This window comes from Actinomadura kijaniata (genome assembly GCF_014138665.1).
GTDB lineage: Bacteria > Actinomycetota > Actinomycetes > Streptosporangiales > Streptosporangiaceae > Spirillospora > Spirillospora kijaniata.
The window spans coordinates 116745-131782 of the sequence record NZ_JACJIA010000016.1; the positions used below are offsets into that span (position 1 = coordinate 116745).

Here is a 15038-nt window from a genome sequence, read left to right on the forward strand (position 1 = left end):
GGCTACTTGATCCAGCCGCGGCGAACAGCGGCGGCTCCGGCGGCGAAACGCGAGGGCGTGCCGAGCTCCTCGCGGATGGCGGTGATACGGCGGCGCACGGTCGTCGCGCTGATCTTCAGTCGGCGCGCGATGGCCTCATCGTCGGCGCCCTGGACCAGCAGCTCCAGGATCGCGCGCAGCTCCTCGGTCAGGGGGCTGTCGGACTGGACGGCTCCGATGGGCAGGGCACGTTCCCACAGCAGCTCGAAGTACTGGCGCAGCGCCGCCACGATGACCGGCGAACGGACCAGGACCGCGCCGGTCATGCCGGTCGGCCCCAAGGGCAGCATCGCCACACTCGCATCGGCCAGCTTCATCTTCATCCCGACGTCGGCCAGCAGCCGCGCCTCCTCGCCGAGCTCGGCGGCGGTGGCGATGTTCTTGGCCACGACGGGATGTTCGGCGCACCGGCTGTCATAGATCGTGCGGCGGTGCACTCCTTTTCGCAGGGCCGGTGGCGGAGCGACGATGGCGGTCTCGTCAATCGGGCGGTCGGCCAGGTAGTTCTCCAGCGTCAGCCAGTCGTGCCGGGCCGCGTTGACCAGCACCCCGGACAGTCTGGTGATCTCATCCGGCTCGGTGATGACCTGGATGAGGCCCGCCGCCGAGCTGGGCTCGCTCGCGGTCGGGGTCGGGCGTGCCTCGGCAAGACGGCGGTGTCCGGTCAGGAAGCGCTCGTGTTCCTCGGCCAGCCGCTGGTTCATCTCGGTCAGCGCGCCTTGCAGCGCCAGATCGGGCGGTGCTGGGATCAGCCGGTGCGTCCCTCCCGGTTCGGGACGCCGGTAGGCCATCCCCCGTTCGAGAAGAGCGGCCACAACGTCCGCTCCACCAAGAGCCTCGGCAGGCTCGTCACAGGAGCGTCCTGCTGCCTCCACCAGCGACCGGTAGGCGCGGTACACCTCCTCGGGAACGATGCCCTCCAGGAGTTGCGCGCCGGTTTCGAGTTCAGTGTCCGTCACAGCGCTCCACTAACAGTCAGCAACAGCGAGTGACTCACAGTAATGGAGGTGTCAAGGTGGTGACCACTCGTTGTCAGTGGTCAGAACTGGTCACTTCCTGCCCGCGCCTGACGACGCCCCTCCCAAGAGCCCGTTCTGCTGGGCGTTTTCCGCAGCAAGCCCAGCGCACGCATGCGAAGCGGCGCGGCCACTTGTTGTCTTGGCGAGTTTGAGCGACCCCTCTGACCTGGCGTTCCGGGTTCCATAGAGATCAGCGACCGAGGAACGACCTGGAGTCATCATGATCAATGAAGCTCACGGACGCAGCGCCGTCGACCACGCTCCCTCCGCCCCAGCCCCGGGTCACCGTCTCCGCTCTGGCTTCGACACGCCAGAGGCGTTCGCCGAACACCACCGGCCCGATCGCTCGACGAGCCATGCCCTCCGTCGCACCTACCCCGGACCAACCGACCAACGGCTTCTTCGCGACATCGCGCGCCCGGTGCACAGCGGGATCGCAGGAGCGTTCGCCAACGACTGGCTGCGCGCGGCCTTCGTCGAAGCGCTCGTCAGCGACGAACGCCTGCCCGACGTCATCACCACACGCCACGACCTGGACCTGATGTTCTGCGGCCAGTCCAGCCAGGTCATCGCCCATGGCTTCAACGAACGTCTACATGTGTTCGAAGCCCTGGAAGAAGTGGTCGAGCACCTCGAAGCCAAGGCAGACGACATACGTTCAGGCCAGGCCGCACCGACAACTGTATGGTTCGCCACCCCAGGCGACGACGCCGATGTGATTCATCAAACGATCGAGTACTGGGCCGGCCTCGACCTGATCGCACTCTTCCACGGCAACTGGTCCCACGGCCCCAACCGCCACCCCCAGCCTGCCCACCGACCGACGCTCCACGCTCAACTCTTCACCACTCAGCCGGTGAGCGAATCGATCGCGCTCCTCCAGCAAAGCGACTAGATCACCTCGCCGAACGCCCCGAGGGGGCGGCCAGCGTCAGATCGATCAACTCTGGCGGCTTGGTCAAGACTACGGTCCTTGCCCGCCCCGGAGGACGGACGCCACGCGCGACCGCGTTGACCACGGTGAGCCCGGCGTTGGCGTTGCGATCCTCGCCCGCCCCGCAAGGCAGGCGCCACTCCGGTCACCCATCGGATCGCCGCCATAACGCCCTCGCCGTTGCGATCCTCGCCCGTCCCGGAAGGCGGGCGCCACCAGGGCACCACCGTGATCGCCAGCGCGACGTACACGTTGCGATCCTCGCCCGTCCCGGAGGGCGGGCGCCACTGCGCTGGTCGGTGGTCACAGCAGCTCCAGTTGTTCGTTGCGATCCTCGCCCCTCCGGAGCGCGGGCGCCACGATCGCGGCGGTCGCGCCGCCGCCGGGGTTGGTGACGTTGCGACCCTCGCCCGTCCCGGAGGGCGGGCGCCACCGTCCGTCGCCGCCGATCTTGGATTCCAGCGGCCCGTTGCGATCCTCGCCCGTCCCGGAGGGCGGGCGCCACCTCCCGATACCGCCAAACCCTCCCCTGGCCAAAGAGTTGCGATCCTCGCCCGTCCCGGAGGGCGGGCGCCACCCCCCGGCGTCATCCCCGAGACCCTCGCCCGTTGAGACGTTGCGATCCTCGCCCGTCCCGGAGGGCGGGCGCCACCTGGTGCAGGCCAGCGGGCCGGAACGCGGGCTCGGCGTTGCGATCCTCGCCCGTCCCGGAGGGCGGGCGCCACATGATGACCCGGGAGAAGCTCGTCATCGGCTCGTAGTTGCGATCCTCGCCCGTCCCGGAGGGCGGGCGCCACGTCCTGTGATGACCGGACCCGAGCACTACCGCGAGGCCGTTGCGATCCTCGCCCGTCCCGGAGGGCGGGCGCCACGGTGTGGACGTAGACGGACTTGCGGCCGCCTAGCTTGTTGCGATCCTCGCCCGTCCCGGAGGGCGGGCGCCACCGGCACCGGCGGTGTGGGAGGTGACCGGTGACGGCGTTGCGATCCTCGCCCGTCCCGGAGGGCGGGCGCCACATCCTGAAAGAAACTTCTATGTCAAGAGTGACATTGTTGCGATCCTCGCCCGTCCCGGAGGGCGGGCGCCACTCTGGCGTCAGGAGAGGTTCGCCAGCCCCGACGGCGGTTGCGATCCTCGCCCGTCCCGGAGGGCGGGCGCCACTGGCCGACCCGCCGCACCCGGGCGTGCTGGTGATCGTTGCGATCCTCGCCCGTCCCGGAGGGCGGGCGCCACGGCACTTGAAGTGCAGTTACTACCCAGCGAACACATTCAGCCACGCTGTCAATTCCGTCAAACGAGCCCTTTATGCCACATAACTTCTTCGGAACCTCCCCGGTTTTTCATGTGAGCTAGGGGTTCCGCGCTACAGGATGAGGGCGTCGTCATGTGGCAAGGGTTTGGCTGTGCCGAACATGCGGACGGTGCGGAATGAACCTTTGGGTACACGGTAGATGCGGATGCTGTCTTCGTCGTGGTCGATGATCCGTTGGACCTTATCGATGAGGGTTAGGAGTTCTGGTTCGGTGCAGACAATCTCGAAGACTGACTTTTGGACACGCATCCCATAGCCTTCGCACAGCTTGGCAACGCGGCGAAGGCGGTTCCTACCTGCAGGAGTGGTGGTGCTGACGTCGTAGGTGAGGAGTAGCTCCACTAGGTCATCCAGGGCATATACGCGGGCAGTTCGCCGCGTAGGTGACGGGCGAGGATGCGGGACTGGACCGAGGGCAGCAAGGCTGCGGGAACACGGCGGCCCAAGAGGCGGTGTGGCCACTCGCGTTTCTTCCAGGTCTGCCACTCGGTCAGGACGGCTTTTCTGCCGTCTTCGGTGAGTTGGACTGCTCCGCCGGGGAGTGTTTCGAAGTGTTCAGCGCGGATCTGGCGGCGGTTAAGCAGAGTCAGCGCCAGGCGGTCGGCGATCGGAGCACGTAGTTCTTCCATGAGGTCGAGCGCCAGGGCAGGTTTTCCGGGGCGCAGGCCATGAAGGAAGCCCACGTAGGGGTCGAGGCCGACTTGTTCGGTGGCACCTTGGACTGCTGAGCGGGTGAGGCCGTAGAGGAAGGACAGCAGTGCGTTGGTCGGGTCGGTCGGTGGACGTTTGATCCGACCAGTAAAAGGAGGGATGTCCAGATCAGGGCGTAGCAGCAGACGCAAGGCGCTGAAGTAGTGGCGGGCGGCGTTCCCCTCGATGCCGCGCAGCTCGTCCAGGTCCTGGACGTCGGGAAGGGTGGGGATCGCCTCGGCAATGGCGGTGGCGTAGGCCCGGATCTCCTCTTGGGCGCGGTGGCTGTCGCGGGCGCCGCGAAGGAGGAGTTGGCGGCTGTTCTGAAGCTTTCCGGCCAGCATCGCTTGGGCGATCGGAAGAGTGGCGGCGGGGTCGGCGTGGCGTAGGTGCTGGGCGTGCCGGAGCAGGACATTGCCGCGAGTCGGGCCGTCCATGCGGCTGAGGAAGCGGCCTGCGGCGCTCATCCACACCACCGGGCGGCCGTCAGTGGCGCAGCGGGTCAGCAGAGGCGAGCTGAACTGGACGTTGCCGAACGCGACGATCTCCTGGAGACGGCGTAGGGGCAAGGTGCGACGCTGAGGATCGTCGGGGATGACTACGCGCACGCTGTCGCCCTCCAGGTAGAGGGAGGCGCCCTGGGTTTGGATGTAGAGGGTGTTGAGCAGTTCAGTCATCCCAGTCGCTTTCGGCTGCGGGACAAAATCGCTGGTCGAGATGGTTTCGGTAGCGCCGATGGTCGGCGAGCAGGCGCGGCATGCAGAGCGTGTTCATCGAGCAGCCGCGGCAGCGTTGGTCGGCGGTCGGGCTTGGTAGGGCGGAGTTGGTGAGGATCGTTCGTACGGCAGTGCTGAGCTCGACGACGCGGGCACGCAGGTCGGCATCGATCGGCACTGGGTGGCGGCGACGGTCGGCGCCTGAGTAGATGTAACCGAGCGGAACCGAGGTAGCGAAGCGCTCCTCCAGGCAGATGGCTTGTCCAGCGAGTTGAACGTCAGCAGGGCCGTCGGGGGTGTAACGACCGGACTTGTGTTCGACGGGGATGACTCGCCCATCGTCGTAAAGTTCGACGACATCGCATACGCCGTTCAGGCCGAGCTGGTCATGCCAGACCGGAAGGGCGCGCAGAGTGCGTACTCCCGGTCTGGTCTCTTCCGATGGCTCGTGAACGCGCTGGTGCAGCAGTGTGCCGCGCACAGTGTTGATGTCGTCGGCGTAGCTTTCCTCCAGCAAAATGAGCCCGGCCTGCCGGGGACAGTAGGCGTAGTGCTCCAGCGCCGACAGCGGAACCGGCAGCAGGTTGTGCCCGCTGGTCACCCGACGACCTTGGTCAGGGTCACCCCATCCGGCAGACCGTCTTCATCGATCTTGATCGTGTAGTCCTGGAAGCTGCGGGCCGGGCCGTCGACCTGACGGGTGACGGTAATCAGGTCGAACAGTGTGTGGGAGGGCGCGGCCCCGAAGGCGTCGCTGTGGGTGAAGACGTACAGGCGACGTAGGGCCATCTCGCCGCGGGTGGAGGCACGGTCGTGTTCGAACATCAGCTGCATGGCGCGCCAGAACATGGCCAGATCGTCGGTGGTCACGCCGGTCTTGGCCGCCAATGGGGCGCTGAAGTGGCCAAAGCCGCGGTAGAGGCCGTAGGGCACGGCGTGCTTGCCGCCCATCTCGGTTTCCTTGGTGTCTTCTTCCTTGGTGCGGGTGACGCGGGTGATGCCGTGCTCTTGGGGGACGACAGGATCGATGGATCGGGAGAAGGTGAGCTGCACCGGTCCTTGGACCCGGCCAGCGTGCTGGGTGCCGGTGGTCATGACGGCACCGAAGGTTCGGACGTCGAAGAACGTCTTGCACATCCAGTCGCGGGCCTGGGATTCGACGGCGGTGTCCTTCTTGGCTTTCTCCTTGGTCTTGGGGATGCCCAGGGCCTGGTAGGCGCGTTCGTGCTGGGAGTTGAGCGAGACGCCTGCTTCGACGTAGATGTCGTAGCCGGGTTTGCCCTCGCCAAGCAGGGCGACCATGTTGCGGATTTTGCGTTTGATGGCGACGTCAGTGACAAGGCCCTGCATGGTCTCAGGGTCGGTGCGGGGCATTCCGCCGGCATCAGGGTCGCCGTTGGGGTTGCCGTCGGCGACGTCGAACAAGAACACGAAGTCGTGCTTGCGTGTGGGGTCCAGGTGTGTGGCGTCGGTCATGGTGGTCTCCTTGGTCAGGTTCACTGCTCGGTGTCAGGGGTGTCGTCGCTCTTCTCGGCTTCTTTGGCTTCTCTGGCAGCGCGGGCAGCGGCCATATCGGCAGAGCGCTGCTGTTCGTAGCCGAGGATGAAGCGGGCTTGTCCCCGAGAGTCCAGGTGTGGGGGCAGACCTTCTTTGGCGTCCAGGAGTTGGTAGAGGTCCGCGAGTCGCTGGTCGAGGGCTCGTCCGCTGCCTCGGGTCTTTTCGCCGCGGAGAAGTTTCTTGAGATGGCCGTTGGCGTTCAGGCGCAGCATCCGCATGGTCGCTTCGGGCTGAGTCATGGCCAGCCCGAAGAAACGGTCGCGGATAGTGGCGTTGACGTCGGGCAGCGCCTTGCGCTGGATCGCCTCAAGCACGGCGAACATGCGGCCCCACACGTAGGCGGGCGTGGTGTCAGTCTCGTCCAGACCAGGCATGGTCTTCTCCTTGAAGGGCGGCCGGGTCAGCACGAGCCGGAGCAGGGCGACCCGAGCAAGGTCGATGTTGTGGTCACTGCGGATGCGCTGGAGAAGCTGGGGAAGCAGGCTGGAGGGGGGCGGCGTGCCGTGGAGGGCGGCGCGCAACAGGTCGCGTTCCAATCCATGTGCGGCGGTTCCGGGAACGTACTGTTTGGTCACTCGATCCCAACGACCGCTGGCGCGAACCAGCGTGCGCAGCGGCACGTAATGAATGCCGTCGCTCCAACGGTCGAACGAGCCGTGGTCGGTAAACCAGGCGGCTAGGTGCTCCTTGATCTGGGCGACAGGGGTCTCCACCCAGTCGCGGACCACCACCCGGCTCTGATTGGCTGACAAGGTCAGCGCATAGAAGTCGTTGGGGTTGGCCTGGGTCCTGTGTTTGCCCTGGTAGACCTCGTCCAGCAGCGCTTTGACCTCGGTGGTGCTGGGCTGTTCGAACAGCATCGGGTCGAAGGTGTCGGGCGTGCGCAGCCACCAGGTCAGAACGCTGTCATCGCCGCGGCGCCGGTGTCGTTCGTGGCCGAGCAGATGGTTGAGGGCGGCCATGGCCTGGGCACCGCATCCCTCGCACAGCGGGGTGTTGACCAGTTGCAGGTCACCGCCCCGGCCCTGGGCGCTGGTGTTCACCGACACCAACGCGGCGTCGCGGCCGCGCTTGGGACGGCCCTTGGCATCGACGCCGACAGGAATGAGGGTGCTTTTGACCATGTCGGGGACGGTCTTGAGCATCGGGCCGTGTTTGTGACAGGCCAGACAGATCCCTTCCTGGCCAGAGCTCTTGCGGTTGCGCGCCACCTGTCCCCAGAACTCAATAGCCGACGGGCGCCGATGGCACCATTCGTTGTCGACCATGACGGCAGCGATCTCTGAAGGCGACGCGTCCTCGGGCAGGGCCTCGATCAGCGCGAGATGTTTTTCCTGGTCGAAGAAGTCGCAGACCAGCGCGGCGACCGGGTCGCCGGTGGCGGTGTGCCAGTCGTGGAGCAGTTGCAGGTAGGCGTCGTTGCGGCGGTCGGCTCCGGCCTGGGCCTTGTCGGAGTTGTCCTTGGCAATGCCGAAGACGTACTCCAGGGTGTCGGCCAGCAGCATTGCGGCCACCCCGCTGGTACGGGTGAGGAACGGGGTGGCTTCCTGTCCGCCGCTTTTGTTGTCGGCGTCGGCACGGTCGACCAGGGTGCCTGTTCCGTCGCGGTTGATGTTGATGAGCCATCGGACGGCACGGCTGCGGTAGTAGCGCGGACCGGTGTCGCCGAACTCGTGTGCGGCGAACTCAACAAGCTGTCGGATTGGCATGGCTCACGCCCTAGCCCGGGTTCGTGACGAGGTGGCCGTCGGCAGCTCAGCGCCGTGTGTGCTCACTTCCAGAACACCGTCCTTCAGCTCAGCCATGAACCATTCGTAGGTCTCCGCGCCGTCCCTGTAGTGGATCGAGTGCAGCATCGGGCCGAGCAACCGCGACTCTGGGATCGGTTTGAGATCGGACGGCTTGCCAAAGCGCGCCGAGAACTCGCGGACTCCCAGGAACGGCTGGGAGAAACAGGCTCCTTTGTCGACCCTGCGGCGGAACTGCTCGCGATACTTGACCTCGCCCTCGGTGGCGCGCTTGCGTAGCCGAACCTGGGCGTAGATGCGGTAGGCCACGTCCCGCAGCGCCACGGTGTTGCGCTGGTCGCGGTCGTTTTCGACGTCGTACCGCAGCGAGGGGTCAGCGGCCATCCGACGCACCCAGTCCTCAGAGGTCATCGACTTGACCTCGTTGCGGCGGATGGAGAACCAGCGAATCGGCTTGAGCACCTCGATCTTGACGATCACGTATTCGAACTCCGGCCGCCAGAAGATCGCCTCCAGGATGCCGCGAGCCGCCGACGGCGTCATCACCTCGTAGCTGAACCGCTCAGCCTTCAACTCGGGGCGGGTGAAGCAGGCAAACTCCCCGCTCACCTCCACCACCAGGGGAGGATGCCGGTAGTAAGGGTGCGAAGTCACAGCACGAAGTCCTCTCCACGCGGGTCTGCGAATTCGATGCCGCGCTGACAGTGGTAGTCGCCATCCCACTCGTACAGGTCACCGAGCAGACATCTGGCGAAGCCCTGTCTGACCGCCTTGACCGCGAGCTGGCGAGGCAGGGTGGCCAGATAGGGCTGGAGCTTGCGGAAAACCCATGGGTCAGCGCCACCAGGCTGGGTCAGCAAAACCCGTAGCTGCTCGCGCTCGACGTCATCGCCATATCGCACCAGAACGGGCACTGACTGCTCGTCGATCAACCTGAACAAGCGGGCGACCTCGGGAAAGTCGAAATCGGCACGGTGTTGCTGAACCTCGACGCCTCGCCCGGTCCGTTCGATGCCCTTGATCTGATAGCGCTGCGCGTAGTAGGCGTTCAAAGCCTCGGGGTCGTCCAAGTCACCCCGTCCAGGCCCAAAGTGCGCCCTGGTGACATCGAGCGCAGCCCCGTAGACCCTCTGTGCCCCAGTTCTACTGCCGTCCGCGGGGTCAAAGACGATCACGCGACCGCAGTCCAGGTGGCCGTTACGATTGCAGCGCCCGGCCGCTTGGATCAGAGCTTCCGCTGCGGCAAAGGCGCGCAACACCACCGGGAAATCCAGATCTACGCCCGCCTCGACCAGTTGAGTGCTGACGACGGCAACCGGTGCGCCTTCCTTCAGCAGTTGCCGGATCTGGTCGAGCGTCTCCCGACGGTGCCCGGCTGCCATCCGGGTCGACAGATGCAGCACGGGAACGCCCTCGGCTGCAACGGCCTCCAAGTGCTCGTGGAAGCTGGCGGCGTCCTTGGTGGTGTTGACGATCGTCAAGGACTGCTGCTGCATGGCGGCTTCTTGCGCCATCTGCTCCAAGGTCGGTGCGGGCTCGCGCCACTCGAACCGGACCCGGCGCAGCTTCTCAAAGTAAGGCTTGGGCTCCGCCAAGATCGGCCGCGGTTTCAGGCCCTTGAAGATCTCCAGGGAGAAGAACGCCGGCTGGGTCGCTGACGACAACACCACGCTCGTCCCGAAGTGCTCGGTCAAGTGCCGCAGCGCCGACAGGATCGGCAACAGCAAGGGATCTGGCAGCGACTGCACCTCATCCAGCACGATCACCGCGCCAGCCAAGCGGTGCAGCTTGCGCATCGCCGACGGCTTGTTGCTGAACAACGACTCAAACAACTGCACCGTGGTGGTGACGACCACCGGAGCGTCCCAGTTCTCGGTGGCCAGCCGCTGCCAACGAAGCTCGGGCTCCAGGTCGTCCAGGTCAACCCCGCTGTGGTGCTCCACCACATTTGCCTCACCGAACAGCCGCCGGTAGACGCGCGCGTTCTGCTCGGTGATCGACAGGTACGGAACCGCGACGATCATCCGCCGCAACCCGTGACGGGTGGCGTGATGCACGGAGAACCCACCCGATGTGATCGTCTTACCGGAGCCGGTTGGAGCTGGAAAGGGAAAGATCCCCGGCGGTTCAGCAGCGGCGGAGACAGCCTGTTCATAGATCTCCGTGCGAAGAGCGTTGATCGGCGATGCTACGCCGCCCAGATACGCCGCCCGCTCAGCCTCATAGGTCTGCGCCAACGACGCCAGAGACGGAACGCTGGGCCGCGTTGTCTCGGCGAAGTGACGTTCGGTATCCAGGAAGTCAGCGTCCACCAGCGCGCTGAACGCCATCCGCAACAGCATCTCCGCTGCATGCGGATCATCCGCCGACCGCCCCCAGTCCGGCACCGTCGCACGGCGATCATGCAAGATTTCCGGGACTAGCTCCGCTACACGCTGCACAGCCTCCTGCACCTGCGCAGCCGCCGCGCCCTCGGCCGAGGCCAACACGTCCCTAAGCGCATGCCGGGCCGGGATCCCACCGTGATGTCCCAACACCGCCAACGCGAACGACCCAATACCACCCTTACGAAGGGCCACCCACATCCCGGCGGCCTTGTGGTCAATGCTGCGTCCACCCGCATCAACCACCCGTCCGCCCTGGGACTCAGCGCGACGAAGCCCGTCCTGCCAAGCGCAAGCCCCCTTGCCCACATCGTGGATCAACCCGAGGTAGCCAGCCAGCTCTCCAGCCCCGAACGCCGAGGCAAACCCTCTGGCCAGCTCAGCGGTACCGCGTAGATGCGCCTCAAGCCCATGCCGCGTCCCCGAGGAGTTCTTGCTATGCGCCCACGGTTCCTCTGCCACAAGGCAGGACGATAGGGCAGCCCTAAGACATTTACACGGCAGTTGGAAGATAAGGCTGCTCAACTCACATGTCCGAGCAGTGACTTGAAGATCCACTGCTCGGACATGCGCCAGATGAAAAAGAACTCAGTTGCGATCCCCGAGAAAGTGGATCAACGACTTACATTGATCCACATCTCGCCACCCGCCCAGGGTACTCCGCCATGACGAGACCCCCAGCTTCTGAGTACTTTCCATCTAACGATCTAGACCAACTTGGGCACACCACACTCACGACAGAGATCGTTTAGAAAAGGTGGCCACAACCTGAGGAGGTGATAAAGATCAGCTTGCTCGAACTGGCTCACGCCATACAGCGAACGGTTGGGGACACCCTCGACAGCACTCCCCGAACCGTCCGCCTGTGTACATTGATCATCGTTCTCGCTGCAGCGATCGCGCTTGTTCAATACGTACGCTGAGCAACAACCCAGATCTGCAACACCAGCGTAAGCCAGGGAGTTTGAGCTAGCCACAAGCTCCCTGGCTTACCCAACGCTTTTTTCGTGAGGCTGTCTCTCGTCTACCCAGAGGGTAGGCGTCGCCCGCTCCGGAGGGCGGGCGCCATCCGCACCGAGGAACCCGCCCAGCCCGTTGCGATCCTCGCCCACCTCGAAGGGCGGGCACCACGAGTTGCGGTTCGCCCTCACGATTGGTGTGCTGGCGGTTGCGATCCTCACCCGCCCCCGGGGGCCGGCGCCGCCGCCCTGCGCGAATTGTCCCCCACCTGCGGCGTTGGCGTTGCGATCCTCGTCCATCCCGGAGGGCAGGCGCCACTGGCGCGGACGCTTTTGCCTTCCTGTGGCGGCATGTTGCGACCCTCGCCCGCCCCGGAGGGCTGGCGCCGCCCCAGTCGCCGGGGGGGTGTGGGCAGGGCGTACATGTCGTTGCGATCTTCACCCGCCCCGGAAGGCGGGCGCCACCAGGCGGACGGCCTCCTTGCGGCAGCCAGCCAGACAGTTGCAATCCTCGCCCACCTCGGAGGGCGGGCGCCACTGCCGCGCAGGATCCCCCGGGGCATGAGGTGTCGATATTGCGATCCTCACCCGCCCCGGAGGGCTGGCGCCACCTGCGTCCAGCCTTCCTTGAGCTGCTGGCTGGCGTTGTTGCGATCCTCGCCCACCCCGGAGGGGGCGCCACGCCGAGCGCGGCGGCGCCAGCCTCGCCCATGGCCTTGTTGCGATCCTCACCCGCCCCGGAGGGCGGGTGCCACCCGGCATCCTCGCTGCGAGTGCTTTCGCCCGGTCGTTGCGATCCTCGCCCGCCCCGGAGGGTGGGCGCCACAGGTCATCGTGCGGCACCTGTTCACGACGATCCCCAAGTTGCGATCCTCGCCCACCCCGGAGGGCGGGCGCCACCGTCCAGGTGGCAATGCAGCATGCCGCGCCCGTGCGCGTTGCGATCCTCGCCCACCCCGGAGGGCGGGCGCCACCGCATCGGGTGTCGCCGTCACGCAGCAGCTCCCGGTGTTGCGATCCTCGCCCACCCCGGAGGGCGGGCGCCACAGCACGTCGTCGATGGGGACGCTCACGGTTTCGACGCCAGCCGGGTCACGTAGCTGACCAGGCGCGGGAGGAAGTGGTCCCGACCGCGGACGTGGCCGAGGTCGGCCTCCTCCAGCACGGCGGCCTCCCACTCACGCTCGCGGAAGCCGGTCTCCTCAAAGCGCAGCAGCGTGCCGTCACCGGACCGAACCAGGTCGAAGGTGACCAGCAGGGAATTGTCCTGCGCCGCCGACTCGCCCGCGCCATACACCTAGCGGAACGCGAACCGGCGGGGCGGGTCAGCCTCCACGACGGTGAGGCGCTCGACCTTCGCATCCGGCGAGGTCGGGTCACCGAAGGTGATGACGCCAGTGGAACCGGGGACCGGGTCGAGTTCGGCACCGTCGGGCCAACACTTGCACAGGTGCCCGGGAGAGCTGATCACCTCGTAGACCATCTCGGGAGTGGCGTCGATGCGGAGCATCCCGCTGGATGCTGGTGTACTTCACCACGTTCCTCCCTTCGTGCAACCCTTAGTTGCACATGGCTAGAGGGCGTTCCTTCAACATGTGCAACCGTTGGTTGCCTTAAACGCTCAAATCGCAGGAGTGACACAGTGTTCGGCACAGTCCCACACCAGGTCGCGTAGCGGTGACCGGAATATGGGCACCCACACGGAACCGCCGAGCGAGTCAGGTTTCAAGCGGCAGCTACGTCTTTGCCCCCTCGGCCCGCTGTGCATAGGTGTTGAGCCAGGCCTTGAGGTAGGCGCTGTCGTCAACGATCGTTGTGTGAGCCGCCTGCAAGTCTGTGATGGCCTGACCCAGCTCTCCGTTGATGCACTGGAGGTCGAGGGACGCGCCGAAGATGGTGGCTTGGAGCGACGTGCCGAAGGTCGCTATGGCAAGCGCCGCCATCGCCTTGGGGTCTTCGAGGATTTTCTTCGCCGCGGTCTCGCGCGCCTCCACGAGATTGCGCAGCGCCGTGAGCTTCTTTATACGGTCATCGAGGTCGTCGCGCATGTTCCCCAGGTCACCGATGACGTTGACAAGCGTGCCGATGGCTGCCCTGGACTTCTCGGCATCGGCGAACGCCGCCCACAGGGTCGGCCGGAGGTTGGACAGGTCGGCGGAGTATGCGTCGTACTTCTTGCGGAGGCCGCTCGCCTCCTGGTGTAGAGATTCGGCACGCTGGACCTCCGGTCCCAGCAGGATGGGCTGGCCCGCCGCCGCGCCTTGCGCCATGAGGATGGCGTTGAGAGCGGAGTCGATATGATTCGCGATCGCCAGGACTATCCCAAGGGTCTTGACGATGCTTGCAACTGACAGCGCCTTGCGAAGGGCTGACTGTGTCTGGCCGAGCTCGCCTGCCATCTCCTTAGCCGCGGTGGCGCTGGGCGACGGGGCCGGGGCAGGGGCCGGACCGGCCCCGCCCCCGGTTCGCGCCGCACTCGGCCCGGCGCCGCCAGTCCCGGAGAGACCAGCCGGAGGCGCTGCAGGTGGAGGCGGTCCTCCCCCAGCTGGTGGGGCGGTCTGCAGGTTGCGGAACTGCACACCCTGCCCGGCAAGCCGGTCAGTCACGCCGCTGGCCTGTCCGCCCACATTGGTGACGATGAGTTGCACGTTCTGTGGCAGCGGTGCGCCATTGACAACCGCTGCGCGGGCAGCCTGCACCGCTGCACGTGTCTGGCCGATTCGGGGAACATTGTCGAACGACGGATCGCTGATACGCAAGAACAGGTCGGAGAGGTTCTTCGCGAGGTTCTTGGTAAGCGCAGAGGCACTGGAGACGTTGCCGCGATGTGCCACGGACTTGTTATCGATAATGTGGATTTCCAAGGGCCCTTTGGTACGTATTGCCACCCCATCGAAACCAGCGGCGGTGATCCCGTGTCCGGCCGCTCCGCTGGGACCTTCCAGGAACGCCCAACCCTGCTCCTGCGGATAGCCGAGAAAGCCCATCCCCTGCTCACCGTGGTATCCGCGCTGGTGGCTGACCGGCGCGCGAAAGAGCGTTGCACCAGTGCTCGGTATAGTCGAGATACGCCCATTGTTTCCGGAAATCACGCTGCGAGCGGCGGCGTCGGCGGCCCGTTCACTGGCGTCCTGCGGCGTGGAGAGCACCAACGACTGCCGGTGAACGTTACCAGAGCGGTCCTGCTGCGTAACGTGCGCCAGCTCGTGCGCGAGAAGATGACTGCCCACCTCAGACACTGACTGGACACCGAGCACGACGTGATCAGCGATGGTGAAAGCAGCCGCATCGATCGAGCGCGCTGCCGCCTGAGCACTGCTCCCGGCGTGGATCCGCACCCGGCTGAAGTCGTATCCAAAGCGGGGCTCGTAGTAGGCGCGGTCGACACTGTCCAGCGGCTGCCCAGCGGACCCCAACACCTCGCGTACGCACGGCGACTGAATGGCCTCTGTCCGGTCGGCCCGGGTGACATGCTGCACGAATTCGCGCATACCTCAGTATGTCATGAAGGGAGACGCGGACATGGTTCACCCCCTTGATCGCGCGGATCCGCACGGTGGTACGGGTTGATCACGCCGCCGAGGCTCGGGGGTGGAATCAGTGAAGCCGGTTGCCGATCATGGGCTTGTGGTGGAGTCTTGACGGTCCGGATGCTCCGGCTTGAAAAGGCCTCATCGAA

General features: G+C 65.8%; 12 protein-coding genes and 1 CRISPR repeat array. Of the genes, 1 reads left to right on the forward strand and 11 read right to left on the reverse strand.

Going from position 1 to position 15038, the window contains the following annotated elements:
* Positions 1 to 2: 2 nt before the first annotated feature.
* Positions 3 to 938 (reverse strand): LuxR C-terminal-related transcriptional regulator, encoded by a 936-nt coding sequence (locus HNR61_RS50280; protein ID WP_182848467.1) that lies wholly within the window; start codon positions 936 to 938, stop codon positions 3 to 5.
* Positions 939 to 1278: 340 nt separating this feature from the next.
* Here HNR61_RS50280 and HNR61_RS40650 point away from each other — a divergent pair, with 340 nt between their 5' ends.
* The gene (locus HNR61_RS40650; protein WP_182848468.1) at positions 1279 to 1953 is read left to right on the forward strand and encodes a hypothetical protein; all 675 of its coding nucleotides are present in this window, start codon (positions 1279 to 1281) and stop codon (positions 1951 to 1953) included.
* A gap of 435 nt (positions 1954 to 2388) precedes the next feature.
* Positions 2389 to 3226: a CRISPR direct-repeat array (repeat unit 37 nt; unit sequence GTTGCGATCCTCGCCCGTCCCGGAGGGCGGGCGCCAC).
* A gap of 130 nt (positions 3227 to 3356) precedes the next feature.
* Here the strand turns inward: HNR61_RS40650 and cas2 are convergent.
* The 10 genes from cas2 to HNR61_RS40695 all read right to left on the reverse strand — a co-directional run bounded on the left by cas2 (position 3357) and on the right by HNR61_RS40695 (position 14850).
* Positions 3357 to 3647 carry a CRISPR-associated endonuclease Cas2 gene (gene cas2 / locus HNR61_RS40655; RefSeq protein ID WP_182848469.1) on the reverse strand — a complete coding sequence of 97 codons (291 nt, stop codon included), beginning with the start codon at positions 3645 to 3647 and terminating at the stop codon, positions 3357 to 3359.
* Positions 3647 to 4672 carry a type I-C CRISPR-associated endonuclease Cas1c gene (gene cas1c, locus HNR61_RS40660; protein ID WP_182848470.1) on the reverse strand — a complete coding sequence of 342 codons (1026 nt, stop codon included), beginning with the start codon at positions 4670 to 4672 and terminating at the stop codon, positions 3647 to 3649. The genes cas2 and cas1c overlap by 1 nt, the downstream gene beginning before the upstream one ends.
* Entirely contained in the window at positions 4665 to 5312 is a 648-nt protein-coding gene (gene cas4 / locus HNR61_RS40665) for a CRISPR-associated protein Cas4 (RefSeq protein WP_182848471.1), read from the reverse strand. The genes cas1c and cas4 overlap by 8 nt, the downstream gene beginning before the upstream one ends.
* A complete protein-coding gene (gene cas7c, locus HNR61_RS40670; RefSeq protein ID WP_182848472.1) occupies positions 5309 to 6187 on the reverse strand; it encodes a type I-C CRISPR-associated protein Cas7/Csd2 in 879 nt (292 codons plus the stop codon). The genes cas4 and cas7c overlap by 4 nt, the downstream gene beginning before the upstream one ends.
* A 20-nt stretch (positions 6188 to 6207) precedes the next feature.
* The gene (gene cas8c / locus HNR61_RS40675) at positions 6208 to 7977 is read right to left on the reverse strand and encodes a type I-C CRISPR-associated protein Cas8c/Csd1 (RefSeq protein ID WP_182848473.1); all 1770 of its coding nucleotides are present in this window, start codon (positions 7975 to 7977) and stop codon (positions 6208 to 6210) included.
* Positions 7978 to 7980: 3 nt separating this feature from the next.
* Positions 7981 to 8634, reverse strand: a complete 654-nt coding sequence (cas5c, locus tag HNR61_RS40680; RefSeq protein ID WP_312898330.1) for a type I-C CRISPR-associated protein Cas5c — start codon at positions 8632 to 8634, stop codon at positions 7981 to 7983.
* Between the two features lie 32 nt (positions 8635 to 8666).
* The gene (cas3, locus tag HNR61_RS40685) at positions 8667 to 10862 is read right to left on the reverse strand and encodes a CRISPR-associated helicase Cas3' (protein WP_182848474.1); all 2196 of its coding nucleotides are present in this window, start codon (positions 10860 to 10862) and stop codon (positions 8667 to 8669) included.
* Positions 10863 to 12428: 1566 nt separating this feature from the next.
* Positions 12429 to 12656 (reverse strand): SRPBCC family protein, encoded by a 228-nt coding sequence (locus HNR61_RS47065; RefSeq protein ID WP_220510382.1) that lies wholly within the window; start codon positions 12654 to 12656, stop codon positions 12429 to 12431.
* Positions 12657 to 12869, reverse strand: coding sequence for an SRPBCC domain-containing protein (locus tag HNR61_RS47070; RefSeq protein WP_220510383.1), 213 nt, complete (start codon positions 12867 to 12869; stop codon positions 12657 to 12659). It abuts the gene before it with no gap.
* Between the two features lie 226 nt (positions 12870 to 13095).
* Positions 13096 to 14850 (reverse strand): eCIS core domain-containing protein, encoded by a 1755-nt coding sequence (locus HNR61_RS40695; protein ID WP_182848475.1) that lies wholly within the window; start codon positions 14848 to 14850, stop codon positions 13096 to 13098.
* Between the last annotated feature and the right edge of the window lie 188 nt (positions 14851 to 15038).

What these genes read in the sequence shown, in the direction of transcription:
- HNR61_RS40650 (WP_182848468.1), top strand. Translation starts at nt 1,279, where the DNA reads ATGATCAATGAAGCTCACGGACGCAGCGCCGTCGACCACGCTCCCTCC.
- cas1c (WP_182848470.1), bottom strand. Translation starts at nt 4,672, where the DNA reads ATGACTGAACTGCTCAACACCCTCTACATCCAAACCCAGGGCGCCTCC.
- cas7c (WP_182848472.1), bottom strand. Translation starts at nt 6,187, where the DNA reads ATGACCGACGCCACACACCTGGACCCCACACGCAAGCACGACTTCGTG.
- cas8c (WP_182848473.1), bottom strand. Translation starts at nt 7,977, where the DNA reads ATGCCAATCCGACAGCTTGTTGAGTTCGCCGCACACGAGTTCGGCGAC.
- HNR61_RS47070 (WP_220510383.1), bottom strand. Translation starts at nt 12,869, where the DNA reads ATGCTCCGCATCGACGCCACTCCCGAGATGGTCTACGAGGTGATCAGC.
- HNR61_RS40695 (WP_182848475.1), bottom strand. Translation starts at nt 14,850, where the DNA reads ATGCGCGAATTCGTGCAGCATGTCACCCGGGCCGACCGGACAGAGGCC.